This is a genomic window from Solirubrobacter phytolaccae, from assembly GCF_027587195.1.
In the GTDB taxonomy this organism is placed as follows: domain Bacteria; phylum Actinomycetota; class Thermoleophilia; order Solirubrobacterales; family Solirubrobacteraceae; genus Solirubrobacter; species Solirubrobacter phytolaccae.
In genome coordinates, this window is the sequence record NZ_JAPDDP010000014.1 from 69,138 (window position 1) to 90,048 (window position 20,911).

Sequence of the window (20,911 nt, forward strand, 5' to 3'; positions counted from 1 at the left end):
GATGATGCGCAGGATGTCCCTTGCCGTGCTGGTCGTCGACGACCACCCCGCGGTGGCGCTGGCGCTCAGGTTGTACTTCCGACGCCTCGGACGGTTCGCCGTGGCCGCGAGCGCCGGCACGGCGACGGACGGGTTGCGGGCGCTCGAGTCGCGCCCGTTCGACGCGGTGCTGCTGGATCTGCACCTTCCGGACCTGAGCGGCGTCGAGCTCGTCCGGGCCTTCCGCGCCGCCGCGCCGGACACCCCGCTGATCCTGCACTCGGCGGCCGACGAGACGGCGGACGTGGAGGCGGTGCGAGGGCTCGTGGACGCGGTCACGCTCAAGTCCGACGTCCCGGCGGTGCTGGCGGCACTGGAACGGCTCACCGACGGAGGTCCGTATCGTGGGCCGGGTTCGTGACCGACCGCCGGACTGCCGCCACCGAGACCGAGTTGCTCGCCGCCGTCGTGGCCAGCGTGTCCGACGCTGTCATCACGACGGACGAGCACGCCGCGATCACCTACATGAACGTCGCCGCCGAGCAGCTGTTCGGCGTACGCGCTGACGACGTCCTCGGCCAGAGCACGATCCGCACGTTCGTCGACGCCGCCGACCAGGACCGCGCACGGGAGTTCTCGCGCCGGCTCTATCAGGGCGACACGATGCCGACCGACCTGCACCTGCGGCTGCGCCGCGCCGACGGCACCGCGTTCGAGGGTGAGCTCAACGCGTTCCTGGTCCGCGACGGCGACGGCACGATCATGGCGCTGGCGGCGATCGTCCGCGACGTCACCGCCCGGGTGGCCGCCGAGGCCGAGTCGGCCGCGCTGCGGGCCGTCGTCGAGTCGGCCTCCGAGGGCATCATCGGGATCGACCAGCAGGGGATGGTCGAGTTCTTCAGCCCGTCCGCGGAGCGGATCTACGGCTACACCGCGGACGAGGTCGTGGGCCGGTCGATCCGGATGCTGGTGGCCGAGCATCGGCTCCAGTTCCTCCCCGCGATCAGCGCCCAGGTCCGCGCCGGGGAGTCGGTGCGGCGGCTCAGCGTCGGGCGCCGCAAGGACGGGTCACACCTGGAGATCATGATCAGCGCCGGCGCGATGCTCGACTCGACGGACACGATCCGCGGCTACGTGATCACGGTGCTGGACATCTCCGAGCGCCGCAGCACGCAGCGGCTGCTGGACCTCGTCGTCGAGCACGCCCCGATGGTGATCGCCGTCAAGGATCGCTCCGGCCGCTACCGGCTCTTCAACCGCGTGGGCGCCCAGTCGCTCGGGCTGGACGAGCAGTCGATCGTGGGCCGCACCGACGCGGAGGTCTTCGACCCCGAGGTCGCGGCGCGCTTCACGGCCGGTGACCGTGAGGTGATGGAGAGCGGCGAGACGCTCACCGTCCAGGAGGACGTCGAGGTCCCGGTCGGGATGCGCCACTTCGTGACCACGAAGTTCCCGCTGCTCGACGCCGCGGGCGCGGTCGACGGCGTCGGCATCGTCGCCGCGGACGTGACGGAGATCCGCCAGGCCGAGTCCGACCGCGCGCGCCTGGCCGCGCTGGTGCAGTCGGCTCCCGACGCGATCGTCGCCCAGGACCGCGACGGCCGGATCGCGACGTGGAACCCCGGCGCCGAGACGATGTTCGGGCTGTCCGCCGAGGAGGCGATCGGGCGTGACCTCGCGGAGCTGGTCGTCCCCACGTGCGAGCGCGAGCGCTTCTGGGCCGACTTCGCGGAGGTGAGCAACGGCCGCACGCTGACCAAGCGCTGCACGCGCCTGCGCGCCGACGGGTCCGTCTTCCCGGTGCGCGTGTCGGCCGCGCCCGTGCGGATGCTCGACGGCGCCTGGTCGGGCACGCTGTCGATGGTCCGCGACATCACCGAGCTGGTCGCGGCCGAGGCCGAGTTGGAGGCGCGGGCCGCGCAGCTCGAGCGCTCCAACGCCGACCTCGAGCGCTTCGCGTACGCCGCGAGCCACGACCTGCAGGAGCCGCTGCAGTCGATCAAGCTCAGCGCGGGCGCGGTCATCGACGCCGCCGCCGAGCGCCTCGACGAGGACGAGCGCGAGCTGCTCGCCCACATCGACACCGCCGCGAGCCGGCTCAGCGGCCAGATCCGCGGCCTGCTGCAGATCGCGCGCGTCGCGCTCGGGGAGGCGCCGAGCGAGCTGGTCGCCGTCGACGTGGCGGTGCAGGACGCGCTCGACGCGCTGCGCGCCGCCGCGCACCACGCCGGCGCCGAGATCGAGGTGCGCCGGCCGCTGCCGGACGCCGTCGTCCCGCGCGCCGAGCTCGCGCTCGTGCTCCAGAACCTGATCGCGAACGGCATCAAGTTCTGCCGTCCCGGCGTCACGCCGAAGATCGACGTGTCCGGCGTGATCGGCGACGACGCGCTGGAGCTGCGCGTGGCCGACAACGGCATCGGTCTGGGTGAGGCCGATCGAGCGCGCGTGTTCGACCTGTTCGAGCGCGCTGAGCCGAGCGTGCCCGGCACCGGGCTCGGGCTGGCCGGCGCGCAGCGGATGGTGGAGCGCCACGGCGGGACGATCACGGCCGCCTCGGCCGGTCCCGATCAGGGCTCCGAGTTCACGGTCTGGCTGCCGCTCACACGCTGACGAGCGCGGCCGCGGCCTCCGCGGCGGCGTGGAGCCCGGCGGCCTTCTCGACGTAGCGATCGGCGCCCGCGGCGAGCGCGGCCTCCGCGACGTGCTCGGCCTCGAACGCCGAGAGCACGAGGATTGCGCACTCGGGGTGGGCGGCGCGCACGGCGCCGGCGACCTGGAGCCCGTCCATCCCGGGCATCGCGAGGTCGAGCACGACGAGGTCGGGCGCCAGCGTGTCGGCGAGCACGATCGCCTCGTTGCCGTCGGCGGCTTCTCCGACCACCTCGAGGCCCGGCCGCGCGGACAGGACCGCGCGCAGCAGCCTGCGCATCAGGTCGTGATCGTCGGCGAGTATGACCCGGGCCACGGCGCGTCCGATTATGGCCTAGGCGGCGGCCGTGCGGCGCAGTGCGCCGGGCCGGACGTCGCCGTCGAGGAGCTCGCCCATCATCCGCTGCGCGTGCGCGAGCGTGTCGGCGAGCACTTCGCGCGCCTCGGCCTCTTGGCCGAGCGCGTCGAGCTCCCGGGCCGCGAGCAGACCCTGGACGATGTTGTCGTTGATCTCGAGCGCGCGATGGCGCTGGAGCGCGTGGTCGGGATACAGGGACGCGGGACCCGTCTCCTCGTCCGCCCGGCGGCGCAGCCACAGGAACATCAGCCCGGCCGCGGCGGCGATGAACGGGAGCGGGACCGAGGCCACCGTGTACGCGTCGCGCAGGGCCAGCGCGGCCTGGTGCTCGACGCCGATCAGCGGCAGCAGCATCTGCGCCCCGGTCCACGCGGAGCGCACCGCGACCGTCCCGAACACGAGCATCATCGCGACGCCGAGCGGGTTCGCGCGCAGCGAGAGCTGCCCCGTGCGTCGCAGGCGCACCGCGAGCATCACGGCGATCACGGAGTAGGTGAGCGCGGTCAGCAGGTTGCCGACCGTGACGAGCTGCCAGATCATCGCCCCCAAGCATCCTCGCTCGGAAAGGGCGCGCGACGGGCGACTCCCCCGCACGGGGGTGCTTTGCTTTGACGAATGCCCGATTGGGACGCGTTCGAGCTGCGCTATGACATCCACGGGCGCTGCGCGGTCCGGATCGGTGGCGGCGCGCGAGTGCTGACGCGCCATGTCGAGCCGCTGCCGCTCACCGCGCCATGGTGCGTCGAGGCGCGCTGCGCCGGCGCGATCGGCTGGCTGCTCGCGGACCGCGCGCCGGAGAACCCGGAGCGCGAGCGCGCACGGCTCCAGCGCGAGGTCGAGCGACGCACGGCGCGCGTGCTGGCGCAGCGGCTGGAGCAGCTCACCGCGCTCGACGCCGAGCTGCTGGAGCGGCTCACGCACCGCCTGCGGACGGACGTGACCACGCTGCAGGCGGTGGCCGACGGTGCGCTGCTCGGCGCGTTCGGCGCGGCGGAAGAGGCGGAGATCACCGCCCAGGTGACGGCGACCGCGGCCGAGGCGCAGCGGCGCCTGACCGCCGCGCGCGAGGTCATGGGCGTGCTCGCGCCGGTCAAGCCACGTGCCCCTGAGGCGATCGCGGCGACGTTGCGCGCGGAGCTCGAGGGGGCGGGACGGGAGGCGACGGTGACCGTCGACGCGGAGGAAGAGCCGTTCACGCTCGTCCCCGGCCCGGGGTGGGCGGCGTGCGCTCGGCGACTGGCGGCCGACGAGCAGCTCACGGCGTTCACGATCACCCCCGACGAGCATGGCTGGCGGGTCCACGCGGACGGTTCCCTGACCTCCGCGGCCCATCTGGTGGTGGCAGCGGGTGGCTTTGCTGACACGGACCTCGTGCTTCCCCCTACCGCACCGGCATCCTGAGCATCGGGAAGCCTCGTTCGCTTCACTAGGATTGACCGCCGGAGGCCCAGTTGTCAGCGCTGTCTGTTCCCGTGGTGCTCGTCGATGACCATCGGATGGTCCTGCTCGGCCTGCGCACCCTTTTCCACAATCGACCGGAAGTCGACGTCATCGCCGTCGCGCACGACGCGGACGAGGCGATCGCCGCCTGCCGGGTCAAGCACCCGCGCGTGGCGGTCCTGGACGTCACGCTGGACGGCTCGGACGTCGACGGCTTCGAGCTCTGCCGCCGGCTGCGCGGCGAGCTCCCCGAGGTCGAGGTCGTCTTCTACACCGGCATGGACGACATCGGCATCGCCGAGCGGGCGTTCGCGTCGGGCGCGCAGGGCATCGTCTCCAAGGGCGACTCCGCCGGGGACCTGCTCCGGGCCGTGCTGCTGGCCTCACGCGGGCGGACCTACACGTCGCCCGTGTTCGCCGCCCAGGCCGACGGGCGTGACTTCGAGGAGCTCTCGCCGAAGCAGCTCACCGCGCTGCGGCTGCTCGCCGCCGGGCTGGAGCGCAAGCAGATCGCGGAGCGCATGAGCATCGGCGAGGAGACCGTCAAGTCGCACCTCAGCGAGGTGCGCCGCAAGCTCGGCGCCCGCACTTCGGCGCAGGCCGTGGCGATCGGCTTGATCAACTCGCTGTTCGACTACGACCCGCCGGCCGAATGACTCTTTAACGGTTAAGGTGGCCTCCCCGGAACGGGGGACGCCGCGTTTTGGAGGTGCGGGAAGCGGCGGCAGACTGCCGCGCCACATGACCACCGCCCGTCCCGGGGTGGCCGGCTTCGCGCTGTCCGCCGTCCTTCTCCTGCTCTCCGCCGCTCCGTCTCAGGCCGCCTGTGCCGGCGCCGACGCCACCGGCGGTTCCGCCGACGCCCGCGAGGCCGCGATGGGCTGTCTCGTCGCCGAGACGCGCGCGGCCGCCGGCCGGCCCGCGCTCCGCGCCGCCGGCACGCTGACGCGCTCCGCCGCGATCAAGGCCGCCTCGGTCGATCGCTGCGGCACGTTCACCCACACGCCGTGCGGGCAGTCGATGGCCGCGCCGATGCGCCGCTCGGGCTACGCGCGTGGCTGCTTCTCCGTCGGCGAGAACCTGGCCTGGACCTCGCGCGGCGCGACGCCGCGGGACGTCCTGCAGACCTGGCTCGAGTCGCCTCCGCACCGCGAGACGCTGCTCGACGCCCGCTACCGCGACACCGGCGTCGCCCGTCGCGTGGTCACGCTCAAGGGCACGGGCCGCGTCGAGCTGTGGGTCCAGCACTTCGGCCGACGCTGCTAACGCCGGCTCACGCAAGTACGCACGATTCTGGCGACCGCCGATCACCGGCTGGACCCACCCGGCGACCGGTCATGGGCAACCAGCCCACTTCCAGTCACCGAGCGGTCCCAGCCGGCGCCGGCGGCCACCAGCGATCGCACGTACTTGCGTTCGCCGGCGGCGCACGCCGGCCGAAGGCGGATGGGAGCTACGGGTTGGTCGTCGACAGCGTGAAGGTCAGCGTCTTCGAGTAGCTGCCGGTTCGCAGCGGGTCGGTCCGCTTGACCAGCTGCTTGAACGTGATCGGCACCTTCTCGTTGGCGACCGGGTTGGTCCAGGCGGTCTTGGCCAGCTCCACCCGGAGGGGCTCGGCGAGGCTGAACGCGCCGTTGGTCAGGTGGCCGGGCTCGGAGACGCTGAGCGCCGCGTCGCCCGCGCTGGAGATGACCGTGGCGTCGGTGGCCGCCGTGTACTCCTTGTCCGTGCCGGGCGTGAACGCGCCGAACGAGGCCGGCGTGCCGAGCACCAGCGACAGCGTGGCCGCGACCGTGCCGCCGGCCGTGCTTTCGACCGGCGTCTCGAGGTCGTAGACGTTGAACGTCGTCGACTGGGTCTTCGTGTTGCCCTTGGTGTCCTGCGCGCGGGTCTCGAGCGTGTGCGCGTTCGGCGTGAGCACCTGGAAGGGACCCGTGTAGGGCTTCCAGTCGCCGCCGTCGAGGCGGTAGTCGATCGAGCCGTCCTTGACGCCCACGCCCCAGCCGTCGTCGGCGGTGAGCGTGACGGTCGGGTTCAGATGCCAGCCGTTGACGGCGGCCGGCGAGAGCGCCGCGGTGACGGTCGGCGCGTCGACCTCGATGTCCTTGAGCGCGGCGGCCACGTTCGGGAGCGGGCCGACGAGGCGCGTGCCGGTCTGCGGCGTGCCCGTGCGGCGCAGCAGGTCGCGCAGCTGGGCGCTCGTGTACGGGGCCTGGCCCGTGGCCTTCAGGTACGACTGCACGGCGACGATCGCGTTGACCACAATCGGGCCGGCGCCCGAGGTGCCGCTGAACGAGCGCGTGTAGCGCCGGTTGAGCATCTCCGGCGCGGTGCCGCCGAACAGGTTGCCGCCGCTGCCGGTGGTCGTGATGTTCTGGCCCCAGCCCTGCAGGTCCACGCGCGCGCCGTGCGAGGAGAACGTCAGCGCGGAGCGGTTCGTCGAGCTGCCGGCACCGCCGATGATCGCGCCCGAGTCACGCACGGCGCGGTCGAAGCGGCCGAGCATGTTCGCGCCGTCCAGGTCCTGGCCGCCGTTGCCGCCGGTCTCCATCACGACGATGCCGAGGTTGCTGAGTGTCTTGATCGCGTCGAAGTTCGCCTGGTTCCACTCCACCGGCACGTAGGCCGTGCCGCCGGCCGGGCCGACGGTCTGCTGCTCGACCAGCACGACGTCACCGGGCTTGAGGAACTGCGCGACGTACGTGAGCGCGCCGCTGACCGAGTACTGCAGGCGCCCGTTGTTGTTGCGCTGGGGCGAGATGCCGCGCATCGTCGCGTCGGGCACGCCGCCGGTCACGCCGAAGCCGTTGTCCTTGGCGACCATCTCGCCGAACACGGCCGTGCCGTGCTCGTCGGCGAAGTTCGGGTACTGCACGTAGGTCGTCTTGCCGAGGTCCGTCGCGATCGGATCGAGCTGCAGGTCCTCGTGGCTCGCCGTCCAGTAGTACTCGAGGTCGGCGATCGTCACGCCCGTGCCACGCGTGCGCGGGTCCTTGAGCGAGAAGGCGGAGTCGATGCCCGTCGGCGCCGGGCCCAGGTAGCCCTGCATCGCCGTGAAGTCGGGGGTGGGCTCGGTCTGCTGCGGCGGCGGCGCGGCGTCCGGCGCGACGTACGCGTCGGTGACCTGCCCCGAGGCGAGCAGCTCGGCGATCGCTGCGTCCGCGTCCGTCCCGGCCGGGAGCGTGAGCTGGTGCCACGCGGCCATGTCCGGGATGGCCTCGCCCGTGCGGGCCTTGGCCTTCGTGGCGAGCGCGTCCAGGTCGACGCCGACCACCAGCGGCTCGAGGTCGCCGGCGCCCGCGACCGACCGCACCTTCGACGCGCTGGAACGCGGCGCGAGCTTGACCTCGAGCACGACGTTGGGCTCGACGGGCTCGACCGAGCCGTCGGACGCCACGAGCCGCGTCGTCGAGGCGTGCAGCACGCCCGCGCGCATCAGCTTCTGCTTGTCGTAGTGGGCGATGACCTCGCCCTCGTGCAGCCCGGTCCGCTCGGGCTCGATCCCGGCGATCGACGCGCCGGGGTCGGTGACGGTGACTCCCACCAGGCCGGGTGCGGCGAGGTTGATCGGGTCGGCGCTCGCCGGAGCGGCGAGTACGGCAACGGCACCGAGCGCGGCAATCGCGACGGCTGGCTTCACAGGGCCCCCTCCTCTGTGGATGACGTGCGTTCACCACCCTCTCACCGGTGCGCGGGCGTCGCGAGCGCCTGCGTGCGGAACTCGCGGACGAGTCCTCCGACGTCTGTCGGACTAGGGAGCCGCTGTTGAGAGGCTGAACGTCGCGGTGGCGCTGTAGGTGCCGGTCCGGAGCACCTCGCGCGCGCCGATCGCCTGCGTGAACGTCACCGCCGCGTCGCCGACCGCGACCTGGACGGGCCGCGCGAGCCGCCCGGCCTCGCCCGCGAGGAAGCCCGGCCCGGAGACCGTGAGCTGCGCGCCCGGCGTCGCCGCCAGGCTCGTCGTGGCGGTGTAGACGCGGTCGACGCCCGGCGTGAACGTGCCGAAGCTCGCCGTCGGGCCGAGCACGAGCGTGAGCGCGGGCGGCTCGGCGCGCGGCGGCGGGGGCGGCCCGGGCACGGTGAGCGAGGCGGCTCCGACGTTGCCGTTGGCGTCGGTGGCGCGCGCCTGCACCGCGCCGCCCTGGGGCACCGCGACCGGGCTCGTGTAGGGCGTCCACGCGCCTTCACCCACGCGGTACTCCAGCGACCGCACGGCGGTGCCCCAGCCGTCCTCGGCCGCGACGGAGACCGTCTGATCGGCGATCGTCAGCGTCACCGTCGGCGCGTCGACCTCGATCGCCTTCAGCGCGGCGGCCACGTTCGGCAGCGGGCCGATCCGGCGGGTGCCGGCCTGCGGCGTGCCGGTGCGGCGCAGCAGCTCGCGCAGCTGGGCGCTCGTGTAGGGCGCCTGGCCGGTGGCCTTCAGGTAGGACTGCACGGCGACGATCGCGTTGACCACGATCGGCCCGGCGCTGGAGGTGCCGTTGAACGCGTTCGTGTAGCGCCGGGTCAACGACGGTCCGAAGAGGTTGCCGGTGCTGCCGGTGGTCGTGACGCTGTCGCCCCAGCCCTGCAGGTCCACGCGCGTCCCGTGCGAGGAGAAGCTCAGCGCGGCGCGGCTGGTCGAGTTGCCGGCGCCGCCGATGATCGCGCCGCTGTCGCGGACCGACCGGTCGAAGCGGCCGAGCATCGGCGCGCTGTCGAGGTCCTCGCCACCGTTGCCGCCGGTCTCCATCACGACGATGCCGAGCGCCGAGAGCGCCTTGATGGCGTCGAAGCTCGCCTGGTTCCACTCGAGCGGGACGTACTTGGTGCCGCCGGCCGGGCCGGGCGTCTGCTGCTCGATCAGCACGACGTCGCCGGGCGACAGGAACTGCCCGGCGTAGGTCAGCGCGGCGGCCGGCACGTAGCTGCCGGCGGCGTTGACCGGCGAGATGCCGTGCATGGTCGCGTCGGGCACGCCGCCGGTCACGCCGAAGCCGTTGTCCTTGGCGACCAGCTCGCCGAACACCGCGGTGCCGTGCTCGTCGGCGAAGTTCGGGTACTGCACGTAGGTCGTCTTGCCCAGGTCGGTGGCGATCGGGTCCAGCTGCAGGTCCTCGTGCTCGGCCGTCCAGTAGTACTCGAGGTCGACGATCCGCACGCCCTTGCCACGCGTGCGCGGGTCTCTCTGGGCGAACGCGCTGTCGATGCCGGCCGGCGCGGGGCGCAGGTAGCCCTGCAGCGACGTGAAGTCGTCGGTCGCCGGCACCTGCGGCGGCGGCGCGGGCTCGGGCGCGACGGCCGCCTCGGTCGCGCGGCCGGAGGTGAGCAGCGCGCGGATCGCGGCGTCGGCGTCCGCGCCGGGCGGCAGCGTGAGCCGGTGCCAGGCGGCCATGTCCGGGAGCGGACGGCCGGTCCGGCGACGGGCCTTCGCCTCCAGCGCCTCGAAGTCCACGCCGGTCACCAGCGGCGTGAGCGCACCGCCGCCGACCGCGGCCCGGACCGCGCTCTTGCTCGTGGCCGGCGCGAGCTTGACCTCGAGCTCGACGGCGTGCGCGGACGCGGGCAGCAGCGCGAGCAGGAGGAGCGTGGCGACGACGAGGTTGCGGACGGACACGTCCACAACGATGGCATCCGGTCGCCCGTCAGATCAAGCGCGGCGACGGGCGAGCGCGCGGGCGCCGCCCAGGTGCTCGCGCAGCAGCTCGGCGGCCTGCTCGGCCTCGCCGGCCGCGAGCGCGGCGGTGATCGCGCGGTGCTCGGCGATGAAGCGCTCGATCCGCGACGGGTCGCGGGCGACGGTCGTGGCCGCGATCCGCTGGTGGCGATCGGCGAGCGCGTCGTAGGAGCGGGCGAGCAGCGCGTTCCCGGCGGCGGCGACGATCGCGCGGTGGAAGGCGCGGTCGGCGCGGGCGAAGCCGACGCCCGCGGAGCTCAGCGCGCGCTCCTGCGCGGCGATCGCCTCCTCCAGCTGCGCGGTGAGGTCGGCACCCGCCTCGGCGGCCCTGCGTGCGCAATGGCACTCAATGAGCTCGCGCGCCTCGTGCACGTCGTCGGCCTCGGAGGCGGAGATCGGCACCACGAGTGCACCGCGCCGCGGGTAGAGCTCCACGAGCCCTTCCGCCTCGAGCTGGCCGAACGCCTGACGCAACGGCGTTCTACTGATTCCCAGTTCGCGGGCGAGCGCGTTCTCGCTCAGCAGCGTGCCGCCGGGGAAGCGTCCGTCGAGCAGCCGTTCCTTCACGTGGGCGTAGGCCCGCGAGGCCGCGCTTTGGACGGCAGGTCGATCCTGACTGGACGAAGAGACCACTGACACGGGAAACGAGTTAGCTATGGTAGGAGACATCTTGGATGCAAGTTGGCTCCAAGTCTCTCCTCCCCAACTCCCTGTGTGTCCGCGGCCGCTCCCCAATAGGCCGCGGGCACATGCTCTCCACAACTGAAAGGACCGCCACCATGACCGGTGTCGTCTTCCTCGTCTGCGTCACGGCCCTGCTTGTTGGGTCCCTTGTGATCAGCAGCGACGCGTAACCACGACCGCGAGCACGGGCAGCGCGATCACCGCGAGCAGGCCGGTGGTCTGCGCGATCGCGTCGCCCGTGCTGAACCCGTCGAGGTGCGTGACGTGAAAGATCGCGTGCAACACGGCCGCGACCGACCACGCCACGCACAACGGCACGATCAAGGCGCTCGCGAGCGTCACCGCCGCCCACGCGAACAGGATCGCGAACGCGAGGTAGAAGCCTCCCACGTCGCGGATCAGGTGCTCGTTGTACGGCGGCAGCAGCTCCACCCAGCCGCGCCCGAGCGGGAACGAGCCGTAGAAGCTCGACGGCCCGAGCGTGCCTTCAAGGCCCGGCAGCAACGCCGAGACGGCCACGAAGAGCAGTGAGACCCGCAGGATGAGCCTCACGTCGGCCGCCCCAGCTTCTCGGGGTTGCGCTGGATGTCGATGGCCGTGATCCGGCCGTCGTCGACGGTGAAGCTGATCACGGAGGCGACCCCGTCGCGGCCCTGGCCGGCGAGGCCGGGCATGCCGTTCACGTCGACCAGGTCGAACGTGACGCCCGCGCCGCCGTGCTTCGCGAGGGCCTTGACGGTCTTCGCGACCCGCTCCGCGCCGTGCAGCGGCTTGCGCGACGCGGTGACCACGCCGCCACCGTCGGCGGTGAACACCACGTCCGGGTGCAGCACCTCGAGCAGCGCGTCGAGGTCGCCGTCGCGCGCGGCGGTGGCGAACGCGCCGATGATCTCGCGCTGCTGCTGCGGGGTCGCGGGGAACCGCGGGCGCCGGGCCTCGACGGCCTTGCGCGCGCGGGACGCCTGCTGGCGCGCCGCGGCGGGGCTCGTCCCGAGCGTCGCGGCGACCTCGTCGAACGAGTAGCCGAACACGTCGTGCAGCACGAACGCCGTGCGCTCGGACGCCGACAGCGACTCGAGCACGACGAGCAGGGCCAGCGACACGTCATCGGCGCGCACGGTCGCCTCCTCAGGGCTCGGCTCGGACACCAGCGGCTCGGGCAGCCACGGCCCGACGTACGCCTCGCGGCGCACGCGCGCGGACTTCAGCGTGTCCAGCGCGAGCCGTGACACGGTGGTGATGAGCCAGCCCTCGAGGTCGCGGATCTGCGCCGCGTCGGTGCGCTCGAGCCGCAGCCACGCGTCCTGCAGCACGTCCTCGGCCTCGGCCAGGCTGCCGAGCTGCCCGTACGCGATCCGCAGCAGCCGCGGCCGCAGCGCCTCGAAGCGCTCCGCGAGCGGCGTCTTCACGACGCCAGCCAGGCGTCGAAGGTCACGCTGCCCTTCCACGCGCCCGGGTTCGTCAGGGCGCCTGCACGCAGCGCGCGCGTGGCCGGCAGCCGCACGGGCACGGCGTGCGAGCCGGTCGCGGCGCGCCAGCGGCGGGCGAGCTCGCGCGCGGAGACCACCTCCGGGCCGGCGAACTGCGTGATCTCCAGGGACGGCTCGGCCTCGGCTGTGTCCGCGAGCGCGCGGCCGACCTCGCGCGGGTCGACGGGCTGCAGCGGCGCGCTCACCGACGGGAGGATGCCGAGCTTCGCCGACTTCGTGAAGGCCTGAGCGAGGAACGGGTGGAACTGCGTCGCGCGCACGATCGTCCACGGCACGCCGCCGCCGCGGATCGCCGCCTCCTGCGCGAGCTTGAGCTTGTAGTACGGCCCGCCCACGCGGTCGATGCCGACGATCGACACGCCGACGTGATGTTTGACGCCCGCGTCCAGCTCGGCGCGCAGCAGCCGCTCCGTGCCCTCCAGCAGCACCTTCTTGCTGCCGTTCGCGGCGTCGACGACGACGTCGACCCCGTCCAGCGCACGGGCGAGCCCTTCACCCGTCGAGAGGTCCACGGGGTACGCCTCCGCGTGCCGCGAGAGCACGCGCACGCCGTGCCCACGGTCGGTCAGCTCGCGCGCCGCCTCGGCGCCCACGGTTCCGGTTCCGCCCACGATTGCGATGTTCATATGGGCTGGACGAACCAGCGCGAGCGAATGTGACGTCAGCCGCCGATCGGCAGCGGGATCGCCGGGTCCAGCTGCCGTTCCTGCGCCTCGTTCGCGTGGTCGAACACGCGGTCGCGGATCTTCGAGTCCGCCGCGAACAGCTCGTCGTTGGCGTCGCGGAGCTCACCCTGCTTGCGCAGGACCGTGGTGCGGTCGTCGGGCTTCGTGCGCAGCTGGGTGACGTAGGCGTCGAAGGCCTTCACGGTGCGGCGCGTGATCCGCATGTAGTCGGCGAGCGTCGCCCGCAGGTCCGCGGTCCGCAACGCGCGCACGGGCGTCTCCGCGGCGTCGAGCTTCGGCGGGAGCCGGTCGAGCGCGGCCTGCGCCGCGTCGAGCTGGTCCTTGTCGAGCGCGTCGCTCGCGGCGAGCATGTCCGCGGCGATCGGCTTGTACGCCGCCGCCCAGCTCGTGACGGCGCGTACCTCAGCGTCGGTCATCGGCGTCTTGTCACCGCAGCCGACGAGCAGCGCCGCCGTCGCGGCGACCAAGAGCAAGGCCCTCCTCATCCGGCCATTGTGCCTGGGTAGCCTCGGGGACATGAGCCAGCTCCGTGTCGGTGTCCAGGTCCAGCCGCAGCACGCCAGCTTCGACGCGATGCGTCGTTCCTGGCAGGAGGCCGACGCGCTGGGCGTCGACTCGATCTTCACGTGGGATCACTTCTTCCCGCTCTACGGAGAAGCGGACGGCGCGCACTTCGAGGGGATCACGTCGCTGACGGCGCTCGCGGCGTCGACCGAGCGGGCGCAGGTCGGCGCGCTCGTGATCTGCAACTCGTACCGCAACCCGGAGCTGCTGGCGGACGCGCACCGGACGATCGACCACGTCTCGGGCGGGCGCGCGATCCTCGGCATCGGCGCGGGCTGGTTCCAGCGCGACTACGACGAATACGGCTACGAGTTCGGCGAGGCGCGCGACCGGCTCGCCGATCTGCGCCAGGCGATGCCGCGGATCAAGGACCGGCTCGGCAAGCTCAACCCGCAGCCGCTCGGCAAGCTCCCGATCCTGATCGGCGGCAGCGGGCCGAAGGTGACGCTCAAGCTCGTGGCGAAGTACGCGGACATGTGGCACTCGTTCGGTGACGCCGAGGACTACAAGCGCAAGAACGCGATCCTGCTCGAGCACTGCGCCAGCGAGGGTCGTGACCCGGCCGAGATCGAGCGCACGTGGGGCGTGAACGGCGACAGCATCCTCGACCACGCCGACGCGCTTGCCGACGCGGGCGTCCAGCACCTGATCGTCGGCATCGGCGGAGACGGCGACCGCTACGACCTCAGCCCGGTGAAGGAGCTCGTCAAGTGGCGGGACGCGCGCAACGGCTGACCCCCGCGGGGGACTTCGACTACGAGGCGCAGGGGAGCGGCTACGCACGCCTGCGCCGGACCGACCCGCGGCTGGCGCGGTCTGTCCATGCGGCGCTGGGCGGCGCCCAGAGCGTGCTGAACGTGGGCGCCGGAGCGGGCTCGTACGAGCCGGAGGACCGCTACGTGGTGGCGGTCGAGCCGTCGGCGGCGATGCGCGCCCAGCGGCCCGCCGGGCGTCCGGCCGTCGACGCGGTCGCCGAGCGCCTGCCGTTCGACGACGGCAGCTTCGACGCCGCGATGGCGATGATCACCGTCCACCAGTGGCAGGACCTGGAGGCGGGCCTGCGGGAGCTGCGGCGCGTCGCGCGCGACCGGGTGCTCGTCCTCACCTTCGACCCGGACGCGCTGCTGGACTTCTGGCTCGCCGACTACGTGCCCGAGCTGCTGGAGGCGGAGCGGCCCCGGATGCCGGCGATCGAGCGGATCGCCGCCGCGCCCGGCGGCAGCGTGGAGGTCAGCTCGCCACCGATCCCGCACGACTGCGTGGACGGCTTCATCGAGGCCTACTACGCGAGGCCGGAAGCGTTCCTGGACCCGTCCGTGCGCGCGGCGCAGTCCGCCTGGGCGCATACGCGCGTCGATGTGGAGCCTGGTCTGAGGCGGCTCGCGGATGACCTGGCGAGCGGCGCGTGGGATGCCCGATACGGCGCCCTGCGTCAGCGACCCGAGTACGTCGGGTCGCTCCGGCTGGTCGCTACCAGCAGTTGACGAGCGTGTCCGCGGCGGGGCGCGGCATCTCGCGCACGACCGGGACGGCGAACGCGTGCGAGGTGGGGCGGCGGGGTGGGGTGGCGATGATGGTCATGGTCTTAGCGGGGGCGGCGACGACGCTTGATGTCGTCCTGCTGTGCGGTGGCGGCGACGATCTGGATCAGCGAGGGGTTCATGACAATGGGAATCTTCGCTTTAACGCCGCCTTAGACCCAGGCGGGTGACAGGCGTCTGAGGGTGTGGCTCACGCCTCTCACCCGGCGGTGAACCGCACCATGCACGGCGGATTGCAGGAAGAAGGACTTACGCTGGCTAGTGTCGATGACGGTCATGGCCCGTCTTCGTCGTCTCCTGCCGCTCGCGGCGCTCGCCGCCGTGCTCGGCGCGAGCACTCCCGCCGAGGCCCAGGACGCGCTCCGTGACCGGGCCGCGCAGCTCCGCGCGGCGGTCGCCGCCGAGGAGGCGCGGATCGCGGACACGCGCGAAGGGCTCGCCGAGGCCAACGCGCGCCTGACCAAGCTCAACGACAAGCTGAGCAAGCGCCGCACCCAGCTCGACGAGACGCAGGACGAGCTCGTGCGCACGCGCGTGCGGCTGACGCGGCTCGAGCGCAAGCAGGCCACCGCCGAGACGCAGCTGGCGAAGAACCTGCGCGCGAGCTACATGGACGGCAAGCCGAACTTCGCGACCGTCGTGCTCAATGCCGACGGGTTCGCCGACCTCGTCTCACGGTTCGAGTACGTGCGCCGGATCGCGCGGCGCAACGCGTCCGTGCTCGGCGACACGCGTGACGCGCGCGAGAAGGTCAAGGGCATGAGCGTCGAGCTCAAGAAGCTCCGCACGACGTACGCCGAGCTGGCCAAGACCGCCGAGCACGATCGCGACGAGGCCGACGTGCTGCGCACCGCGCTGCTCAACCGCGAGGCGGCGCAGCTGCGCCGTCGCAACGGCACCGCTTCCCAGCTCGCCTCCGTGCAGGGCCGGATCGCCGCGATCCAGCGCCGTCAGCGCGCCGCCGCGCGTCGCGCTCAGGCCGCGCGCACGGCGACCAACCAGGCGCCGAAGCTCGCCTCCACCGGCAACACGTCCAACCCCACGGCGGGCGGTGACGTCGTCGGCCGGATCGTCGCGGCCGCGAACGAGATCGCCACCACGCCCTACGTGTGGGGCGGCGGCCACGGCGGCGCCTCGGGCGGCTACGACTGCTCGGGCTCGATCTCCTACGCGCTCGCCGCGGCCGGCCTGCTCAACGGCTCGCTCGACTCGACCGGCTTCATGAGCTGGGGCGAGGCCGGGCCGGGCAAGCGCGTGACGATCTACGCCAACGCGGGCCACGCGTACATGGTCGTGGACGGCCGCCGGTACGACACGAGCGCGCTCTCGGGCGGCGGCACGCGCTGGACGTCGCAGATGCGCAGCTCCGCGGGCTTCGTCGCCCGTCATCCTCCTGGGTTGTGATTCGCGAAACCTGGGGCATCCACGCGCGGGCGCTGGATCGGCTCGCGCTGGCCCGGCGCGGAACTGAGAATGTCGCCGAGCTCGTCGCCGCGAGCTCGATCTCCCGCCGCGGCGTGCAGGAAGCGCTGCGCGAGCCGAACTACGAGCCGCCCGCGGACGTCTCGCGCCCGCTGGACGTCGCGACCGTCAAGGCCTGGCAGGCGCAGCTCCCCGCGCCCGACCGCAACCTCGACCACGTGGCCGCGACGCCCGAGACCGCGATCAAGCGCGCGCGGTTCCTGCACGAGGTCTACTGGCTCGACGGTGCGCACCTGATCTGCGTCGGCGATCGCGACCTCACCTCGCTGGCGGTGGCGACCGTGTCGCCGGGCGTGCGCGTGACCGTGGTCGACGTCGACGAGCGCGTGCTGGCCACCATCCGCGCCATCGCCAAGGCCGACGGCCTGAACGTGCAGACCGCGTTCGCCGACCTGCGCCTCGGCCCGCCGGCGTCGCTGCGCGAGACGGGCGACCTCGCGTTCACCGACCCGCCTTACACACCCGAGGGTGTGCAGCTGTTCGCGGCGCGCGGGCTGCAGCTCCTGCGCCAGGACGACCACGCGCGGGTGCTGATCGCGTACGGGCACGGCGAGGCGCAGTCGGCGCTCGGCTACGGCGTCCAGGAGGCGATCCACGACCTGCGGCTGGAGATCGAGGCGCTCTATCCGCGCTTCAACCGCTACGAGGGCGCTGAGGCGATCGGCGGCGCTTCTTCGCTGTACGTGACCCGCCCGACGCGGCGCACGTGGGCGGCCGCGGACAAGAAGGGCCGCGCGTCGGCCCGCATCTACTCCGGCGGCTCCTCCTCGCTCGAGTCGGACGCGCCCGCGCTCCCCGACCTCGGCGGTGCGCGGCGTGAGCGGCTCGAAGTCGACGTGACCGGGCACCCGGCGCTGGCGCTGCGGGTGCTGCTGGCGGCGCCCGCGCGGACGGTCGTCGTGCGCGGCGCGGGCGAGCTGCCGGACCTGTCCCAGCTCTACACCCGCGAGGGCGACACGTTCACCCTGCGTGACGGCACGCTGCTGCGCGCGATCGCCGACCGCTCGAAGTCCAAGCTCGGGAACGCGTGGCGCGAAGCGGTCATCGCCGCGACGCCGATGACCAAGAACGAGGCCCGCGCGCTGGTCGCTGGGCACGCGCGCACGAGTGACCTGCTCGAGCGCCGGCTCATCGAGCTCCCACGCGACGGGCTCGAAGACTTGTTGGCCGCCCTCGCGGGGTGACAGACTGACCCGGTATGGGTCTTGACGTCGTCGACGAGCAGTCGGTGCTCCTGCGCGTGGCGACGCTCGTCGCCCAGGAGACGCGGCTCGACCGGTTCTTCGAGGAGACCTCGGTCGAGGCGGCGCGGCTGCTGGGCATCGACGCCACCGGCGTGATGCACTACCTCGACGAGGGACGTGCGGTGGTCGTCGGCGTCTTCCGCGAAGGCGGCGCGCGGATGCTGCCCGTGAACGCCGAGCTGGACTTCGACCGGGCGGAGAGCGCGCTCGGCGTCGCGAGCACCACGAAGGCGCCCGCGCGGGTCTCCTCCTATGACCGCTCGCGCGGCGAGCTGCCGGCGGTGATGCGGTCGATGGGGATGAACGTCTCGATCGCCACGCCGATCCTCGTCGACGGCGAGCCGTGGGGCGCGATCGTCGGGACCGCGCCGGACGAGGAGTCGCTCCCGCCCGGGCACGAGCTGCGCCTCGTCGCGCTCGCCGAGCTGATCGCGCAGGCGATCGTCAACGACGCGCGGCGCGCCGAGCTGGCCGCCTCCCGCACTCGGCTCCTCGAGGCCGGCGACGAGACGCGCCGCCGGCTCGAGCGGCTCCTGCACGAGGGCGCACAGCAGCACGTCGTGGCGCTCGCGCTCAAGCTGCGCGTGGGGATCGGCCGCACCGACCCGGCCGGTGCGGAGGCCGAGGTGCTGCGCGACGCGCTCGCCGACGCGATGGAGGCGTCGGGCGAGCTGTCCGAGATCGCGCGCCAGCTGCATCCCGCGGTGCTCTCCGAGCGCGGGCTCGCGGCCGCGCTGCAGGCCGTGGCGGCGCGCTCCGAGCTGCCGGTGAACCTGCGTGCGCTCCCGGGCAAGCGCCACTCGGCGGTGATCGAGACGACGGCCTACCTGATGGCGGCGGAGGCGCTCGCGAACGCGGTGCAGCACGCCCACGCGCACGAGTGCTGGCTGCATGCCGACGACCGCGGCGAGGTGCTCGTGGTCGAGGTGCGCGACGACGGCATCGGCGGCGCGGCGCTGCGCCCCGGCGGCGGCCTGGAGGGCATCGCCGACCGCGCGGCGGCGCTCGGCGGCACGTTCCTCGTCGAGAGCCGGGCGGGCGGCACGGCGGTGCGGATCGAGATCCCCACCGCGGGGTAGGTCACTCCGGTGAGCTACACCCTGAGCCTCGACGATCCGCCCGAAGTGGCGATCGAGCGCGTTCGCCGCGAGCAGCTCGAGGCCGCGTTCGACGGCCTCCGCGAGGAGCTGTCCACCGAATCGATCCACGACGCCCGCAAGCGGCTGAAGAAGACGCGTTCGCTGCTGCGGCTCTCGCGCCCCGAGCGCTTCAAGCGCCACAACCGGAAGCTGCGCGACGCCGGGCGGGCGCTCTCCGGCGCCCGTGACGCGGACGTGATGGCCGAGACGGTCGAGGACCTCGCCGACCGCTTCTCCGGCCGGTTGCCGAAGGTGGCGTTCGAGCGCGTGCGCGCGCCGTTGGCGGCGCGGGCCGCGGCGACCGAGCCCGAGGGCAGCGCCGACACGCTCGGCCCGCTCCTGTCCGACGCGTGGGTGGTGCGGGACGTGGACCTGACGGCTTCGCTCAAGCAGACCTACGCGCGCGGCCGCGACGCCTTCAAGGTCGCGGACAAGCAGCCGACCGCCGAGCACCTGCACGAGTGGCGCAAGCGCGTGAAGGACCTCTGGTACCAGCAGGACCTGCTGGAGGAGGTCTGGCCGGGCGTGATGAAGGCGCAGGCCAAGGAGGCCAAGAAGCTCTCGAAGACGCTGGGCGAGGACCACGACCTCGCGGTGCTCGACGAGCTGCTGCGCACCGATCCGTCGCTGGACGGGGACGAGCTGCGGCCGCTGATCGCGCGCCGCCGCAAGCAGCTCCTCAAGCAGGCGCGCAAGCGCGGGCGCCGTGTGTACGCGGAACGTCCCAAGCATTTCGCACGCCGACTGCGGCGGTATGTAGAACTCGTCTGATGGAGATCGAGCGCAAGTGGGTGTTGGACTCGCCCCCGTCCGGATTTGAGGAGCACCGCTCGCAGCGGTTCGAGCAGGGCTACCTCGCGATTGATCCGGCGGGCGCCGAGGTGCGGGTGCGGCGCAAGGACGGGGCGAAGTCGGTGATGACGGTCAAGACCGGCAGCGGGCTGGTGCGCGGCGAGGAGGAGTGGGAGATCGCGAACTTCGACGCGCTGTGGCCGCTCACCGCGGGTCGCCGGGTGCTCAAGACGCGCTACTTCATCCCGCTCGACGGCGAGACGGTGGAGCTCGACGTGTACGAGGGCGAGCTCGAAGGCCTGTTGACCGCCGAGATCGAGTTCGCCGACGAGGCGAGCGCGCAGGCGTTCGTCGCGCCCGACTGGCTCGGGCGCGACGTCACCGAGGACAAGCGCTACGGCAACCGCGTGCTCGCGGTCGAGGGCCTGCCGAGCTAGCGCACCTGCTCGGTCGGGCGGATCAGCATCTCGTTGATCCCCATGTGCCGCGGGCGCGTGACCATGTAGGCGATCGCGTCCGCGATGTCCTCGCTCTGGAGGATCTCGTTGCCGAGCGCGGCGGAGCTGAGCGCGTCGCGGATCTCCGGGCGCATGTGGTGGGTGAGCTCGGTCGCGACCGCACCGGGCTCCATCAGCGCCACCCGCACGTGGCGCTCGGTGACCTCCTGGCGTAGCGCCTCGCTGAACACGCCGACTGCGTGCTTGGTCGCCTGATAGACGCCGCCGCCCACGCCGACGCGGCGGCCGGCCACGGAGCTGACGTTGACGAGGTCCGCGACGCGCCGCGGCTCGTTCTCCGCCGCCTTGATCAGGTGCGGGAGCGCCGCGTGCGCGACGTACATCAGCCCTTTGACGTTGAGGTCGAACATCCGGTCCCACTCCTCCGTGGGCGCGTCGACGATGGTGCCGAGGAGCATCACGCCGGCGTTGTTGATGACGATGTCGAGCCGCTCGAGCTCCTTGACCGTCGTCTCGATCGCGCCGACCGCCTGCTCGCGGTCGGTCACGTCGGCCTCGATCGCGAGGCCGCCGATGTCGTCCGCGAGCGCGTCCAGCCGGTCCTTGCGCCGGGCGGCGACGGCCACCTGCGCGCCGCGCTCCGCCAGCGCCCGCGCGGTCGCCTCGCCGATCCCGCTGCTCGCGCCCGTGACGAGCGCGACGGTGCCCTGCAGTGCCTGAGCCATGACCATGTTCTACTTCGCGCC

General features: G+C 72.8%; 22 protein-coding genes. 12 read left to right on the top strand and 10 right to left on the bottom strand.

The window, feature by feature from the left end; translation table 11 throughout:
* Positions 1-13 precede the first annotated feature (13 nt).
* Together OJ997_RS09940 and OJ997_RS09945 are read left to right on the top strand one after the other, a co-directional pair.
* On the top strand, positions 14-400 hold the full coding sequence (locus OJ997_RS09940) for a response regulator (protein ID WP_270024931.1): 387 nt from the start codon (positions 14-16) through the stop codon (positions 398-400).
* Positions 397-2,589 (top strand): PAS domain-containing sensor histidine kinase, encoded by a 2,193-nt coding sequence (locus tag OJ997_RS09945; protein WP_270024932.1) that lies wholly within the window; start codon positions 397-399, stop codon positions 2,587-2,589. Before OJ997_RS09940 ends, OJ997_RS09945 begins: the two co-directional genes overlap by 4 nt.
* On the opposite strand, the gene OJ997_RS09950 is transcribed toward OJ997_RS09945, so the two are convergent.
* Both OJ997_RS09950 and OJ997_RS09955 read right to left on the bottom strand, forming a co-directional pair.
* A complete protein-coding gene (locus tag OJ997_RS09950; protein ID WP_270024933.1) occupies positions 2,579-2,944 on the bottom strand; it encodes a response regulator transcription factor in 366 nt (121 codons plus the stop codon). The genes OJ997_RS09945 and OJ997_RS09950 overlap by 11 nt on opposite strands.
* Positions 2,945-2,962: 18 nt before the next feature.
* Positions 2,963-3,526, bottom strand: a complete 564-nt coding sequence (locus OJ997_RS09955; RefSeq protein WP_270024934.1) for a hypothetical protein — start codon at positions 3,524-3,526, stop codon at positions 2,963-2,965.
* Between the two features lie 75 nt (positions 3,527-3,601).
* Between OJ997_RS09955 and OJ997_RS09960 the strand changes: the two genes are divergently transcribed.
* The 3 genes from OJ997_RS09960 (at position 3,602) to OJ997_RS09970 (ending at position 5,692) form a co-directional block, all read left to right on the top strand.
* A complete protein-coding gene (locus tag OJ997_RS09960) occupies positions 3,602-4,387 on the top strand; it encodes a hypothetical protein (RefSeq protein ID WP_270024935.1) in 786 nt (261 codons plus the stop codon).
* A 74-nt stretch (positions 4,388-4,461) separates the two neighbouring features.
* The gene (locus OJ997_RS09965; RefSeq protein ID WP_270024936.1) at positions 4,462-5,082 is read left to right on the top strand and encodes a response regulator; all 621 of its coding nucleotides are present in this window, start codon (positions 4,462-4,464) and stop codon (positions 5,080-5,082) included.
* Between the two features lie 85 nt (positions 5,083-5,167).
* Entirely contained in the window at positions 5,168-5,692 is a 525-nt protein-coding gene (locus OJ997_RS09970) for a CAP domain-containing protein (RefSeq protein WP_270024937.1), read from the top strand.
* Positions 5,693-5,879: 187 nt separating this feature from the next.
* Here the strand turns inward: OJ997_RS09970 and OJ997_RS09975 are convergent, their stop codons facing one another.
* The 7 genes from OJ997_RS09975 to OJ997_RS10005 all read right to left on the bottom strand — a co-directional run bounded on the left by OJ997_RS09975 (position 5,880) and on the right by OJ997_RS10005 (position 13,430).
* Positions 5,880-8,066 (bottom strand): S8 family serine peptidase, encoded by a 2,187-nt coding sequence (locus OJ997_RS09975; protein WP_270024938.1) that lies wholly within the window; start codon positions 8,064-8,066, stop codon positions 5,880-5,882.
* A 111-nt stretch (positions 8,067-8,177) separates the two neighbouring features.
* A complete protein-coding gene (locus OJ997_RS09980) occupies positions 8,178-10,025 on the bottom strand; it encodes a S8 family serine peptidase (protein ID WP_270024939.1) in 1,848 nt (615 codons plus the stop codon).
* Positions 10,026-10,058: 33 nt separating this feature from the next.
* Positions 10,059-10,754, bottom strand: coding sequence for a GntR family transcriptional regulator (locus OJ997_RS09985; RefSeq protein WP_272599579.1), 696 nt, complete (start codon positions 10,752-10,754; stop codon positions 10,059-10,061).
* A 168-nt stretch (positions 10,755-10,922) separates the two neighbouring features.
* The gene (locus OJ997_RS09990; protein ID WP_270024941.1) at positions 10,923-11,321 is read right to left on the bottom strand and encodes a hypothetical protein; all 399 of its coding nucleotides are present in this window, start codon (positions 11,319-11,321) and stop codon (positions 10,923-10,925) included.
* Positions 11,318-12,178: an RNA polymerase sigma factor SigJ gene (gene sigJ, locus OJ997_RS09995; protein ID WP_270024942.1), complete on the bottom strand. Its 861-nt coding sequence runs from the start codon at positions 12,176-12,178 to the stop codon at positions 11,318-11,320. The genes OJ997_RS09990 and sigJ overlap by 4 nt, the downstream gene beginning before the upstream one ends.
* On the bottom strand, positions 12,175-12,870 hold the full coding sequence (locus tag OJ997_RS10000) for an SDR family oxidoreductase (protein ID WP_270024943.1): 696 nt from the start codon (positions 12,868-12,870) through the stop codon (positions 12,175-12,177). Before OJ997_RS10000 ends, sigJ begins: the two co-directional genes overlap by 4 nt.
* 50 nt (positions 12,871-12,920) lie before the next feature.
* Positions 12,921-13,430, bottom strand: a complete 510-nt coding sequence (locus OJ997_RS10005) for a hypothetical protein (protein WP_270024944.1) — start codon at positions 13,428-13,430, stop codon at positions 12,921-12,923.
* A gap of 31 nt (positions 13,431-13,461) precedes the next feature.
* Between OJ997_RS10005 and OJ997_RS10010 the strand changes: the two genes are divergently transcribed.
* The 7 genes from OJ997_RS10010 to OJ997_RS10040 all read left to right on the top strand — a co-directional run bounded on the left by OJ997_RS10010 (position 13,462) and on the right by OJ997_RS10040 (position 20,144).
* A complete protein-coding gene (locus OJ997_RS10010) occupies positions 13,462-14,244 on the top strand; it encodes an LLM class F420-dependent oxidoreductase (RefSeq protein ID WP_270024945.1) in 783 nt (260 codons plus the stop codon).
* A complete protein-coding gene (locus tag OJ997_RS10015) occupies positions 14,220-14,993 on the top strand; it encodes a class I SAM-dependent methyltransferase (protein WP_270024946.1) in 774 nt (257 codons plus the stop codon). The genes OJ997_RS10010 and OJ997_RS10015 overlap by 25 nt, the downstream gene beginning before the upstream one ends.
* 333 nt (positions 14,994-15,326) lie before the next feature.
* Positions 15,327-16,454 carry a coiled-coil domain-containing protein gene (locus OJ997_RS10020; RefSeq protein ID WP_270024947.1) on the top strand — a complete coding sequence of 376 codons (1,128 nt, stop codon included), beginning with the start codon at positions 15,327-15,329 and terminating at the stop codon, positions 16,452-16,454.
* Positions 16,451-17,716, top strand: a complete 1,266-nt coding sequence (locus OJ997_RS10025) for a bis-aminopropyl spermidine synthase family protein (protein WP_270024948.1) — start codon at positions 16,451-16,453, stop codon at positions 17,714-17,716. The genes OJ997_RS10020 and OJ997_RS10025 overlap by 4 nt, the downstream gene beginning before the upstream one ends.
* 14 nt (positions 17,717-17,730) lie before the next feature.
* Entirely contained in the window at positions 17,731-18,855 is a 1,125-nt protein-coding gene (locus tag OJ997_RS10030) for a GAF domain-containing sensor histidine kinase (protein WP_270024949.1), read from the top strand.
* Positions 18,856-18,864: 9 nt separating this feature from the next.
* Complete coding sequence (locus OJ997_RS10035) at positions 18,865-19,686, top strand: CHAD domain-containing protein (RefSeq protein WP_270024950.1); 822 nt, start codon at positions 18,865-18,867, stop codon at positions 19,684-19,686.
* Positions 19,686-20,144 carry a CYTH domain-containing protein gene (locus OJ997_RS10040; RefSeq protein ID WP_270024951.1) on the top strand — a complete coding sequence of 153 codons (459 nt, stop codon included), beginning with the start codon at positions 19,686-19,688 and terminating at the stop codon, positions 20,142-20,144. Before OJ997_RS10035 ends, OJ997_RS10040 begins: the two co-directional genes overlap by 1 nt.
* On the opposite strand, the gene OJ997_RS10045 is transcribed toward OJ997_RS10040, so the two are convergent.
* Positions 20,141-20,890 carry an SDR family NAD(P)-dependent oxidoreductase gene (locus tag OJ997_RS10045; protein WP_270024952.1) on the bottom strand — a complete coding sequence of 250 codons (750 nt, stop codon included), beginning with the start codon at positions 20,888-20,890 and terminating at the stop codon, positions 20,141-20,143. The two genes, OJ997_RS10040 and OJ997_RS10045, sit on opposite strands and share 4 nt — an antisense overlap.
* Positions 20,891-20,911 lie beyond the last annotated feature (21 nt).